We start from the raw sequence: 13,016 nt of genomic DNA, 5'->3' as shown, positions 1-13,016 counted from the left end.
TTATTTTACTGTACCTGCGTCTTTATCATGTACACCATGACGATAAAAATCAATATATTCAGGTTCTAATGGTTTTTTACCTCTAATTACATCAGCAGCTCTTTCAGCTATCATCAATACTGGAGAATGGATATTACCATTTGTCGTACGTGGCATAACTGAAGCATCTACGACACGTAAATTTTCCATACCATGTACTTTAAATGTCTCAGGATCTACTACTGACATTTCATCAGATTTTGGTCCCATTCTACAACTACAAGATGGATGTAATGCTGTTTCTCCATCACGTTTTACCCATTCGATAATTTCTTCATCTGTTTGAACCTCAGGTCCTGGTGAAATCTCTCCACCATTGAATGGATCTAAAGCTTTTTGAGACAAGATATTTCTAGCTACTTTAATTGCTTCTACCCACTCACGTTTATCTTCTTCAGTAGACAAATAATTGAAGACGAAATCCGGTTTTTCAAATGGATCCTTAGATTTAATCTTCAAGTGGCCACGTGAATTAGAGTACATTGGACCAACGTGAACTTGATAACCATGTGCAGTTGGCGCTTTAGTACCATCGTATCTTACTGCAATCGGTAAGAAGTGGAACATTAGGTTTGGATAATCTACTTCATTGTTAGAACGAACAAAGCCGCCACCTTCAAAATGATTGGATGCTGCAGCACCTTTACGACCTAATATCCATTGCAAACCAATAAATGGCATTTTCAATTTATTCAAACTTGGTTGCATTGATACAGGTTGTTTACATGCATGTTGCACATATACCTCTAAATGGTCTTCAAAGTTTTCGCCTACACCTGGTAAGTGTAAACGTGGCTCGATTCCTACAGAACGTAAATGTTCTGAATCACCAATACCAGATAATTGTAATAATTGTGGTGAATTTATCGCACCACCTGATAAAATGACTTCTTTAGCATGAACTGTATGTTCTTTACCATTTTTCTTAAATGTAACACCAGTTACTTTATTTCCTTCAAAATTTAGTTTAGTAACAAAAGCACGTGTTTGTACGTCTAAATTTTTACGTTTCATTGCTGGATGTAAATATGCTCTTGAAGCTGAAACACGACGACCATTATGAACTTGGCTATCAAAAGGACCAAATCCTTCTTGTCGGAAACCATTAACATCTGGTGTCTTGTTATAGCCCGCTTCTACACCTGCATTAAAAAACGCTTGGAATAATGGATTCGATGCAGGGCCTCTTCTTAATTTAATCGGACCATGATGGCCACGGTATGGATCATCTTTACTTGAACCAAATGTTGTTTCTAAACGTTTAAAGTATGGTAAACAATGTGCAAAATCCCAATTATCCATGCCTTCAGGTTTTGCCCATTTTTCATAGTCCATTGGGTTACCTCTTTGATAAATCATGCCGTTAATAGAACTTGAACCACCAAGCACTTTACCACGGGCATGACCTACTTTTCTACCGTCCATATGTGGCTCTTCGTTAGTTTCATAAATCCAATCATACAGTTTATTACCTGCTGGATACATTAAAGCAGCTGGCATTTGGATTAATAAATCCCAAGGATAGTCACTACGTCCTGCCTCAAGTACAAGTACGTTATTAGATACATCTTCACTAATTCTCGCACCTAATACTGATCCGGCACTACCGCCTCCGATAATAATATAATCATATGCTTCTCTCATTTTTATATAGCCTCCTGATATACATATTTATAAGCTTCATCGTAAATTTTGTGATTAACGTTACGCTTTACCGAACCAATTTACAGGCTCTGGATTTGTGTTACGAAGGATATGTTTCTCAACTTGGTACTCTGCTAGACCTTCTTTTCCAAGTTCTCTACCAATACCTGACTGTTTGTAACCGCCCCATGGTGCTTGCGCAAAATATGGATGGAAATCGTTAATCCAAACTGTGCCCATTCTTAATTGATTAACGACACGTTCTGCTTTACCAACATCGTTAGTAAATACACCGCCAGCTAGTCCATAAATAGAATCGTTAGCTAGTGTGATTGCTTGCGCTTCTGTATCAAAACCTTCGATTGTTACTACAGGTCCAAACACTTCTTCTTGAACGATACGCATTGAAGTATCACAATCAGTAATCACTGTTGGTTCAAAGAATAAGCCGTCTTGTAAGTCCTCACGTTCTGGGCGTTTACCGCCGATAGCAATAGTGGCATTTTCTGATTTAGCTATTTCTATATATTTCTCTATTTTTTCTCTATGTTCTGCAGAGATTACTGGACCCATTTCAGTTTCTGGGTTAAAGCCGTCACCCAATTTAATATTTTTAATTCTTTCAATTAACGCTTGTTCAAATTGTTTTTTTATTTTGTTATCTACTATGATTCTTGCACCAGCTGAACATACTTGACCTGCATGGAAAAAGCCACCATTTAGCGCTTGATCAACTGCAAGTTCAAAGTCTGCATCTTCGAATATAATATTAGGGTTTTTACCACCGAGTTCTAAAGCAACATTTGTTACATGATCTGCCGCTTGTTTCATGATATGTTTACCTGTTTGAATGCCGCCTGTAAATGAAACTAAATCGACATCTTTATGTGCTGATAGTGGTTCTCCAACTTCAGAACCTTTACCTAATACTAGGTTAATGACACCTTTAGGGAAGCCAACTTCTTCCATCAATTCAAACACACGGATTGTTGTTAATGGTGTAATTTCACTTGGTTTCATTACTAAAGAACAACCAGTCGCTAATGCTGGCGCAATTTTCCAAGATGCTTGAAGTAAAGGATAATTCCAAGGTGTGATTTGTGTTACTACACCAACTGGTTCTTTAACGACTTTACTTTCTGTATTCGGAATAGGAGAATCAATAATTTCTCCCCCATCTTTATCTGCTAACCCAGCGAAAAAGTTAAATACATTTGCAATATCGTCCATATCAGCATAAGACTCTTCTAATGTCTTACCTGTATCTAACGTTTCAAGTTTCGCTAATTCTTCACGATGTTTTTCGATCATATTAGCTATTGCTCTAACTTTCTTACCTCTATTTTCACTTGTTTCATTAGCCCATGTTCCTGCTTCAAAAGCGCGTCTTGCTGCTAAAATTGCACGTTCACTATCTTCTGCAGTTCCTTCTGCTACTTCAAGAATAACTGCTTGATTATATGGATTAATAATCTCTCTCGTTTGCTTATTTGAGCTTTCCACCCATGCTCCATCTATATATTGAAGACGAGATAAATGATCTACAAGTTCCATTAAAATTACCTCCGTTAAGTTTGTTAAATTTTTATTTAACGAATTTTATGAACTTTATGTTATCATAGTAGTTGAAAAAGTGTCAAATGTGTTTAAATATGATAGGGGTTTATGCATGCATCTTTTTTATATGGAAGGTAAACTATAGAAACTCACTATTTATTTTTCACTTAACTCTATAAGGACTTGAACGGAGGTGGACAATTGGTACATTCGACCAACCCTGATTATCAATTAGAGGAAGCTAAGGATATCGTTATTAATGCTATTGGCGAAACCATGGATTTGTACGGCATCAATAGAAGTGTAGGAAACTTATTTGGAACAATGCTCTTTGAAGACAGTATGACACTTGATGAAATGAGAGAACAATTACAAATGAGCAAACCCAGCATGAGTGCTGGTGTTAAAAGATTGCAAGAATTTGATATTGTTAAGCAACAATTCACAAGGGGAAGTAGAAAACAACATTTTGTCGCTGAAAAAGATTTCTTTAATTTCTTTAGTAATTTCTTTTCACGCAAATGGCGTCGTGAAATTGTTATTAATTCAGAAGGTGTTCATGATGCAGTAGCCATCCTTGATAAGATTATTGATAACAGCAAAGCAGATGAAGCTACAAAATCTGAAGCAGAGGAAGTTAAACAACAATTATTAGATACTTTACCTTATTATGAATGGTTAGATAATTTAAGCAATGCATTAGAATCTGGTGAAATATTTAAATATTTCCCAATTCCAGAAAAAAAAGAGTCATAGTTATGTTGGAAGCTTGCTTTTAACATTTTTAGTTAAAAAGCTGAGACAGTTTATAATGTCTCAGCTTTAAGTATGTGTTAATAGTGATTGAATACTATACATGCTACTCGTTTTACAAAGTAATCCGAATCACTGTCTCTATACAAAATAAGCGCACCACTATCTCACCGTAAAATAAGATAGTGGTGCGCTTGTTTTATATTACTTATCATTTTCTTTCCGTTCTCTTACTTGTGTTATACGTAACGAACGTCTTTCTACTTCCCTATATTTTTCGGCTCTATCTTCTAGTTTCAATCTATCTTCAGACAATGTCCTTAAGAATGAAATCATCATCATGACAAATATAGCCAACAGCGGGACACTAGCTAATAAAGAAGCTGTTTTCAAAACTTCTAACGCTCGTTCACCACCTACTAACATCAATCCAAATGGTAATAGACATAATGCAAAAGCCCAGTACAATCTATTTGCTTTTAATGGCTCGCCGATAACTTTCTTTTGAGAAGCTGCAGCCAAGATATATGAACCTGAATCAAATGTAGTCGCTAAGAATAAGAATGCAGATAACAAGAATAGTACAATGATTAAATTAGGGAATGGTAATTGATGCATAACTTCTATAATAGTAGCCTCTGTACCATGCGTATTTAAGAAATGTATCACATCGAATGAACCAGTGATTTGTAAATAAACTGCATAGTTTCCAAAAATACCAAAGAACAGTGCACATCCTAACGTCCCATAAACAATTGTTCCAAGCACAATTTCTTTAAGTGTACGTCCTTTAGAAATACGCGCAATAAACAATCCTATAAATGGCGCATATACAATCCACCATGACCAATAGAAAATCGTCCATTGTTGTGGGAAATTCGTTTCTTTACGACCACCTATACCGCCAAATGGTTCAATCCATGTAGCCATTTGGAAGAAATTTTTAATCATGTTACCCATACCAGTGATGGACGTTTCCATAATAAATACAGTCGGTCCAACAATAAATACAAATCCTAGTAATACAAAAGATAAAATAACATTCGCATCACTTAAAACTTTAATTCCTTTTTTCAAACCAGAATAAGAACTATATGCGAAGACAGCTGTAATTGTGAAGAGAATAATGCTACGCATCAACATACTGTCTCCAATACCTGTTAATTTTTCTATGCCTGCAGAAATCATTGGCACACCCAGTGCTAATGAAGTAGCTGCGCCACCAAGCAGACCAAAAATAAATAGAATATCAACTATTTTTCCTATAATACCATCTGTCTGACTTCTTAAAATCGGACGCATTGTTTGACTAATTTTATAAACTGGTTTTTTCTTAATAAAAACAAGATAACCAATTGCTAGTGCTGGCAATACAAATGTGGCCCAAGCAATTGGTCCCCAATGGAACATGCCATACATAGTAGCGTAATTCAATGCACTATCCGTCATTCCTTTACCGCCATGTGGAGGATCTTGATAATAGAATGCCCATTCAATAACGCCCCAATATAAAATATCTGAAGCAATTCCGGCACAAAATAGCATAGCTGCCCAACTAAAATTATTAAATTCAGGCTTGTCTGTCGCTTTACCAAGCGTCACATTACCATATTTACCAAATGCAATATAAAGTACAAATATTAACGTTGCAAGTCCAATCAATAAATATATTGAGCCGAGTGTACTCGACACGACCTCATTTAAATGCGTAATTATGTCCTGACTGGCCTTAGGAAAAACCATCATCGGAATAACTGCAATCAGTAATATCAATGAAGACCCTATAAAGGTCGTCCAATCCATTACTTTTACTCTTTCTTTTTTCACAATAGACACCCCTTATTGTTAGTAAAATATGTAAAAAATTTGCTAATCACTATAATTTTTTAGCAAAACCATTTATTAAATTACAAACATGAGCCTAACGAACTTTTAATAATAATGCAAATTGCATTCAAAAAACACAAACACAAAAGATGAATAAATATATAATATTTCTATTAGTCACAGTCTCTAAAATCGTTACAATCACAGTGTTAAGTTTAAATTTAACGAAATTAACGAACGGAACAAACTTTCTTTTTGTATTATTATGCGTTATTTATGTATTAATATTATTTTTATATTTTTTCGAACAGTTGCTATTTTCCTTTTTCTATAGTAAATTCAACACACAATTAAGTTTCAATATACTTTATTTTTTAAAAAATAATATTGGTAATTCTCAATATTTAACAAAGGGAGTTTATATCATGTGGCATTATTATAAATTGTATTGGAAAAATGCGCTTGATTTTAAAGGGCGTGCTAGAAGAAAAGAATTGTGGTTTCCATTTTTAGTCAATATATTAATCACTATTCTATTGGCTATACTATTAGACTATATTTTCAAAATACCAACGTCGATAAGTGACGCAATTAGCGCTTTATTTACAATTATTATCTTTATTCCTGATTTTTCAGTGGCTACAAGACGCATGCATGATATTGGTCGGACGATGACTTTTCCAATTATATTTGGCGTCTTTTCCGTGTTATTTTTAATTGCCTCATTTATCCCATCTGGTGACGGCTTATTTTTCAATATTTTAGCAGTTATTTTCGGCATTAGTAGCATTATTTTCTTCATTTTAAATATTGTCGCTTTCTTTTACATGATTACCGATAGTGACAAAGCAGTTAATCAATACGGATTACCACGTAAGTAATTAGAAAAACGCACATAAAGAACGGGACAGAAATCATGCTTTACAAGCGATTCCTGTCCCGTTTTTCTTTTTGCAAAACTATTAATCCCATACTTTTCAACTAAAATAGCTTATAATTCATATATAATGTATTTATAATAAATGAGGTATTTAACATGAACAAAAGTAAAATCATTAATTATTGGAATAAGCGTGCGACTTCTTTTAGCAAAGACAAGCAAGCAGAACTTAAAAGTGTGCACGCAGAAAGATGGCTATCTGAAATAAACCAAATTATAACAATCGAACCCGGTATGAAAATCTTAGACATTGGCACAGGCGCAGGTTTTCTAGCAATTCTATGTCAACAACAAGGTGCACAAGTTACTGGTATTGACCTTTCCTCTGAAATGATTCAATCTGCTAAGCAAAATACATTACGTTTTAATATAAATGTCAACTTTCAAGTCATGGATGCTGAACATTTACATTTTGACGATGCGTATTTTGACCTAGTCATTTCTAGAAATGTTACATGGTTATTACCAGATACAAAAGCTGCCTACCAAGAATGGTTACGCGTTTTAAAACCAAATGCTACACTCATTAATATCGATGGAGATTATGGCAACGATGCTTTTACAGATTATAGTGATATACCTAATCACCACGCGCATCATACTTTAGGAGACACGATGTTAGCAGAGAGTGAAAATATAAAGCAAAGTATTTCAATTAATCACTACGACCGCCCTCAATACGATTTAAATATCCTTAAGCAAATAAATACGAAACCCATCCATGTAGATACGACCATTCATAAACGCATTTATCAATCACATGATGAATTTTATAATCCAACACCTATATTTTTAATAGCATTAACGAAGTAATAAATGATTATGAAACATACAACATTGCTAACCATATTAAAATATGAATAATTCGTTTCACATAGAGCCTACAACTTGCGTTGACACCTAATTTTTATCATACTATATATGAATAAAAGCAAAAGGAGTGGTAAGAATGAATAAAGAACAATTTGATAAAGTGAAAAACGGCAAAGGATTCATTGCTGCATTAGACCAAAGTGGTGGCAGTACACCTAAAGCATTAAGTGACTATGGTGTAACTGAAGATCAATATAACAGTGAAGATGAAATGTTTAAACTTGTACATGATATGCGTACACGAATTGTTTCATCACCTGCATTCAGTTCAGATAAAATCATTGGTGCAATTCTTTTCGAACAAACGATGGACCGTGAGGTAGAAGGTAAACATACTGGTGACTATTTAGCTGATAAAGGTGTCGTTCCTTTCTTAAAAGTTGATAAAGGCTTAGCTGAAGAACAAAACGGCGTGCAATTAATGAAGCCAATTCCAGATTTAGATAAATTATTAAACCGTGCAAATGATCATAAAATTTTCGGTACAAAAATGCGTTCTAATATTTTAGAATTTAATAAAACTGGTATTGACCAAGTTGTACAACAACAATTCGAAATTGGAAAACAAATCATCTCTGCTGGATTGGTCCCAATTATCGAACCAGAGGTAAATATCAATGCTGATAACAAAGCAGAGATTGAATCATACTTATCAAGTGCAATATTAGCTGAGCTAAATAAATTAAATGACGATGAACTCGTAATGTTAAAATTAACAATCCCAACTAAAGCTAACCAATATCAAGAATTAATCGCACACCCTAATGTGGTTCGTGTCGTTGCTTTATCCGGTGGTTATAGTAGAGAACATGCTAACGAAGTTTTAAAACAAAACAAAGACTTAATTGCTAGTTTCTCTCGTGCATTAATCAATGACTTAAATGTCAATCAATCAGATGAAGAATTTGATAAAATTTTAGCAGATACAATCGATTCTATCTATGATGCATCAGTAAACAAAGCTTAATAACCATTCAGCAATAGCTTTATATTTCCCAGGAAACATGGCAAAAATAAAGCTTAACACACACCCTGATCTTTAATGTCAGGGTGTGTTTTTATATATAACAATGTTTAAATGCGATTTGTAATAACGTCTTACACACCTCAGTCAATATTACTTATCTTGCTATACTCAATCTAACTAACGCATTTTTTTATCATAAAAAATCGAATACTGCATTTGAAATAACATGTGCTCACTGAGACTATTCCTTAATGTTTTCAATATTTTTCAGCAAGCATGTTTAATGTAAGTTTTTAAGAAATCCTTAAATAGACTAGCTATAAACCACGACAAACTATATAATTATATTAATTTGCTAATTATCAATGGTTTTAAGGGGAGGAAGTATGAAAAATTATCTACATAGATGGATCATTGAAGCGTTAAGTTATATGGCTTTAGGGTTATTTGGCTCTTTGATTATCGGATTGATTTTAGAAACGCTTGGAGAACAAACATTATTACCACAATTAAATCTGACATTTTTATCAGCAATCGGTAAAGTAGCAATGTCCATGACTGGTGCCGCTATTGGTGTGGCGATAGCTTACGGTTTAGGCGCAAAACCACTCGTTACATTTTCTAGTGTTATCGTAGGTACATTAGGTTATACAACTTTTGATGGTGGTCCAGTGGGCGCTTATATCGCTACAGTCATCGTTGTTGAACTGAGTAGATTATATGCTGGCAAAACAAAAATCGACATCATTTTATCTCCACTACTAACGATATTAATTGGTGGTTTTATTGCAAAGGCTTTTGGACCAGCATTAAATCAATTTATGACAGGCTTAGGCAAAATTATCATTGCATCCACGGATCAACAACCGTTCATCATGGGTATCTTAGTCTCTGTTATCTTTGGTTTAGCTTTAACTGCACCGATCTCAAGTGCAGCTTTAGCGTTGATGTTAGATTTGAATGGCCTCGCTGCAGGCGCAGCAACAATTGGTTGTGCATCACAAATGGTTGGTTTTGCAGTTACTGGCTATAAAGATAATGGTTGGGGTGGTGTGCTTTCTGTAGGTATTGGTACAAGTATGTTGCAAGTCCCAAATATCATTAAACATCCAATGATTTTACTACCACCTACTCTTACAAGCGCTATTGTTGCACCTATTATGACAACGTGCTTCCCTATGACAAATAATGCTGCAGGTGCTGGTATGGGCACAAGCGGCTTCATCGGTCAAATTATGACTATCAATACAATGGGTGGCTCTATACAGAGTTGGTCCTTAATTCTTACTTTCCACATTTTATTGCCAGCCATTATCAGTTTCTTTCTTTATAGAATTTGTTTTAAAAAACAATGGATACGTCCTGGTGACCAACTGATTCACATTGCAAAATAGCAACGACATACAATATAAAACAAATCCTGAGACAATTTACACGTCCCAGGATTTATTTATGTTCATCTAAATCAATGTAATGATAAATATATTTTCAATCTCACTCTACTCTTTATCCACACGTGCGTTTACAGGGACATTTGCAGTAGCTTTTCTTGTTTGTGTTACATATAAAATTGCTGCGATTGCATACCAAGCCAATACGATAAGCCATTCGGAAGGCCATGCTAACGATGATGGCATACCTGGTAAATAAATGACTATAAACAAAACGCTTAAAACAATAGCAATACTACCAACGAGTTTTCCATTCTTTATACGATAGGGTCTAGCTAAATCAGGTTGCACTTTGCGTAACTTCATAAAAGAAATCGCTACAAGTAAATACCCTAATACCACACCAATACCACCAGCATTAACAATCCATACAAGTGCTGCTCTACCTAAAAGTGGTGCAACAAACGCTAAGATACCAAGAAACAAAATACCATGTGTAGGTGTCTTATATTTAGGATGAATAAATGCAAACCATTTAGGAATCATGTGATTTTTCGCCATAGCATACAGAATTCTACTACCACCAATAATAAAAGCATTCCAACTTGTAATAATGCCAGCTACACCACCTAATACTAGCAAGACGCCAAATCCACTATGACCAAATAAGTTAGCCATTGCATCTGCTGTCGCCAAATTACTGTTGCTTAGAGCTTTAGGTGATAAACCTGTTGCTACACCAAATACAATGAGCAAATAAAAAATCACAGAAGCGATAATTGATAATATTAAAATACCGCCAATTTTTTTCGCAGGTGCTTTAACTTCTTCTGCAATTTGTGGGATGACATCAAAGCCCACAAACAGAAATGGAATCATCATTAATACAGACATCGTTCCACCAATACCATTTTCAAATGGCTGTAAATTGTTGAAATTACCATTAAATCCTGCACCAAATACAAGTAATAAGCCAACGCCTACAATAAAAATTGTGAAAACTGTTTGCATGATTGCTGCAGGCTTTACACCAAAATAATTAAGTGAAGTTAAAATGACACTTCCAATTGAGCCAATGATAACCCATGTGAAGTATACATCCCACCCCGCGATATTCCACATCAATCCTTGATGTTGAAATGGAATAACATAGTCGATCACTGTGGGCAATGCGACCGCTTCAAATGTAATAACTGAAACATAGCCAAATAATACGGACCAACCTGATATAAAGGCAACGCCTGGTGAAAAAGCTTTTTTAACAAATACAAAACCGCCGCCAGTTTCTGGAATTGCTGCAGCTAATTCTGCATATGTAAGTCCGATGACAATGACTAAAAATCCACCGAGTAAAAATGCCACAACACTTCCTACAAAACCAGCTGTTGATACCCATTCTCCTGATAATACGACCCAGCCCCATCCAAGCATTGCGCCGATTGCCAGAAATAAGACATCAACAATATTCATCGTCTTATTAAATTGAGATTTCATTTTACATACCCCATAACATTCATTGAATTAAAAGTGAATGAGCTTAAATTTTCTATATTAGTTTCAATCTAATCATCACTTTCTTGTTCGTTTAGATTCATACGTTTTGCTTTATTTACAACTAGTGCTTTCTAACTGGCACTTTAAATACCTATGGATAAATATTTTGTTTCTAAGTATGGCTCTATACCTTCAGTGCCACCTTCTCTGCCATAACCACTTTCTTTCAAACCACCAAATGGTGCATGAGCAGCTGAAGGACCACCATCATTCCACCCAACAACACCATATTCTAACTCATTATAAAGCTTTAATCCTGTACGATAATCATTTGTGAAGAAGTAAGAAGCTAAGCCAAATTCTGTATCGTTTGCCTTTTTTATTGCTTCATCTAAATCTTCATAAACCATAACCGGTGCAACTGGACCGAAAGTTTCTTCATGCATTACTTTCATATCTAAATTCACATTAGAGATAACCACTGGTTTTAGGAAATTTCCTTTTAACGCTTGTATTTCATCTACTGACCGTGATAATTTCCCACCTTTAGCTTGTGCATCTGTAATATGTGTCATCACTTTTTCAACTGCAGCTTTATCAATGAGTGGTCCTATGTTTACATCCTTTTGCAGACCATCACCAACAGAAAGTTCGTTGACTTTCTCAATCAAACGGTTTGTGTATTGATCGGCTATATCTCGATGTACAAAAATACGATTCGCGCAGATACATGTTTGCCCTGCATTTCTAAACTTAGAAGCAATCGTACCTTCTACAGCTGCTTCAATATCAGCATCTTTATGCACAATTAAAGGGGCTAAACCACCTAGCTCCATCGTTACATTTTTCACACTTTGCGCTGACTGTTCAATCAGTGATTTTCCAACAGCAGTCGATCCAGTAAATGTCACTTTATTAATCAGTTTATGTGTGGTGAAGATATCACCTGCATCTTTACCAGACGCAATAATATAGGATATCGCATCTTTGGGTATGCCGGCTTCATGTGCTAGTGCAACTAGTTTAATGGTTGTTAAAGGTGTTTTGACAGCAGGTTTACAAATGATTGTGCATCCAGCAGCTAATGCAGGCGCCATTTTACGCGTTATCATCGCTGCCGGGAAATTCCAAGGTGTTATCGCCCCTACTACACCTACCGGAAATTTATCAATCACTATTTTCTTAGATGACGTATTTGCAGGTATCGTACGTCCATATACTCTCTTAGCCTCTTCCGCATACCATTTTACATAAGCATTCGCATATATGACTTCCCCTTTAGCTTCTGCTAAAGGTTTTCCACCTTCAAGTGTAATAAGCTTCGCAAGTTCATCCTGATGTTCATCAATGAGTTTCCCCCATTGATATAACTTTGCTGAACGTTCGTGTGCATCAACTAATTTCCATTCTTCAAATGCTGTACGTGCACGTTCAATTTGTGAATGGATTTCATCATGACTTGTGTAGTTTAAACGTTCTATAATTTCATTGGTAGAAGGATTATAAACTTCTAATTGACTCATTATTGTTC

Annotated in this window: 10 protein-coding genes; 5 read left to right on the top strand and 5 right to left on the bottom strand. The window is 35.2% G+C overall.

Annotation, left to right across the window (positions count from 1 at the left end):
* Both betA and betB read right to left on the bottom strand, forming a co-directional pair.
* Entirely contained in the window at positions 1-1,683 is a 1,683-nt protein-coding gene (betA, locus tag KA883_RS02575) for a choline dehydrogenase (RefSeq protein ID WP_046206626.1), read from the bottom strand.
* A gap of 60 nt (positions 1,684-1,743) precedes the next feature.
* Positions 1,744-3,237: a betaine-aldehyde dehydrogenase gene (gene betB, locus KA883_RS02570; RefSeq protein ID WP_046206625.1), complete on the bottom strand. Its 1,494-nt coding sequence runs from the start codon at positions 3,235-3,237 to the stop codon at positions 1,744-1,746.
* 204 nt (positions 3,238-3,441) lie between these two features.
* Between betB and cudC the strand changes: the two genes are divergently transcribed.
* Entirely contained in the window at positions 3,442-3,996 is a 555-nt protein-coding gene (cudC, locus tag KA883_RS02565; protein WP_046206624.1) for a choline uptake/conversion transcriptional regulator CudC, read from the top strand.
* A gap of 201 nt (positions 3,997-4,197) precedes the next feature.
* Here the strand turns inward: cudC and KA883_RS02560 are convergent, their stop codons facing one another.
* Positions 4,198-5,820, bottom strand: a complete 1,623-nt coding sequence (locus KA883_RS02560; RefSeq protein ID WP_103161376.1) for a BCCT family transporter — start codon at positions 5,818-5,820, stop codon at positions 4,198-4,200.
* Positions 5,821-6,245: 425 nt separating this feature from the next.
* Between KA883_RS02560 and KA883_RS02555 the strand changes: the two genes are divergently transcribed.
* The 4 genes from KA883_RS02555 (at position 6,246) to KA883_RS02540 (ending at position 9,994) form a co-directional block, all read left to right on the top strand.
* Positions 6,246-6,701 carry a DUF805 domain-containing protein gene (locus KA883_RS02555; protein ID WP_046206623.1) on the top strand — a complete coding sequence of 152 codons (456 nt, stop codon included), beginning with the start codon at positions 6,246-6,248 and terminating at the stop codon, positions 6,699-6,701.
* Positions 6,702-6,856: 155 nt separating this feature from the next.
* The gene (locus KA883_RS02550; RefSeq protein ID WP_046206622.1) at positions 6,857-7,573 is read left to right on the top strand and encodes a class I SAM-dependent methyltransferase; all 717 of its coding nucleotides are present in this window, start codon (positions 6,857-6,859) and stop codon (positions 7,571-7,573) included.
* 136 nt (positions 7,574-7,709) lie between these two features.
* Positions 7,710-8,600 carry a fructose bisphosphate aldolase gene (locus tag KA883_RS02545; RefSeq protein ID WP_046206621.1) on the top strand — a complete coding sequence of 297 codons (891 nt, stop codon included), beginning with the start codon at positions 7,710-7,712 and terminating at the stop codon, positions 8,598-8,600.
* Positions 8,601-8,986: 386 nt separating this feature from the next.
* Positions 8,987-9,994 carry a PTS sugar transporter subunit IIC gene (locus tag KA883_RS02540; RefSeq protein WP_046206620.1) on the top strand — a complete coding sequence of 336 codons (1,008 nt, stop codon included), beginning with the start codon at positions 8,987-8,989 and terminating at the stop codon, positions 9,992-9,994.
* 105 nt (positions 9,995-10,099) lie between these two features.
* Here the strand turns inward: KA883_RS02540 and KA883_RS02535 are convergent, their stop codons facing one another.
* Together KA883_RS02535 and KA883_RS02530 are read right to left on the bottom strand one after the other, a co-directional pair.
* The gene (locus KA883_RS02535) at positions 10,100-11,485 is read right to left on the bottom strand and encodes an APC family permease (protein WP_046206619.1); all 1,386 of its coding nucleotides are present in this window, start codon (positions 11,483-11,485) and stop codon (positions 10,100-10,102) included.
* Positions 11,486-11,628: 143 nt separating this feature from the next.
* Entirely contained in the window at positions 11,629-13,008 is a 1,380-nt protein-coding gene (locus KA883_RS02530; RefSeq protein ID WP_046206618.1) for an NAD-dependent succinate-semialdehyde dehydrogenase, read from the bottom strand.
* Positions 13,009-13,016: the final 8 nt, after the last annotated feature.

It is taken from the genome of Staphylococcus sp. GDY8P54P (assembly GCF_017892645.1).
Classification (GTDB): Bacteria; Bacillota; Bacilli; order Staphylococcales; family Staphylococcaceae; genus Staphylococcus; species Staphylococcus ureilyticus.
Note: the sequence above shows the minus strand (reverse complement) of the source record. Positions and strands in the feature narration are given on the sequence as shown.

What these genes read in the sequence shown, in the direction of transcription:
- betA (WP_046206626.1), bottom strand. Translation starts at nt 1,683, where the DNA reads ATGAGAGAAGCATATGATTATATTATTATCGGAGGCGGTAGTGCCGGA.
- betB (WP_046206625.1), bottom strand. Translation starts at nt 3,237, where the DNA reads ATGGAACTTGTAGATCATTTATCTCGTCTTCAATATATAGATGGAGCA.
- KA883_RS02555 (WP_046206623.1), top strand. Translation starts at nt 6,246, where the DNA reads ATGTGGCATTATTATAAATTGTATTGGAAAAATGCGCTTGATTTTAAA.
- KA883_RS02550 (WP_046206622.1), top strand. Translation starts at nt 6,857, where the DNA reads ATGAACAAAAGTAAAATCATTAATTATTGGAATAAGCGTGCGACTTCT.
- KA883_RS02545 (WP_046206621.1), top strand. Translation starts at nt 7,710, where the DNA reads ATGAATAAAGAACAATTTGATAAAGTGAAAAACGGCAAAGGATTCATT.
- KA883_RS02540 (WP_046206620.1), top strand. Translation starts at nt 8,987, where the DNA reads ATGAAAAATTATCTACATAGATGGATCATTGAAGCGTTAAGTTATATG.
- KA883_RS02535 (WP_046206619.1), bottom strand. Translation starts at nt 11,485, where the DNA reads ATGAAATCTCAATTTAATAAGACGATGAATATTGTTGATGTCTTATTT.
- KA883_RS02530 (WP_046206618.1), bottom strand. Translation starts at nt 13,008, where the DNA reads ATGAGTCAATTAGAAGTTTATAATCCTTCTACCAATGAAATTATAGAA.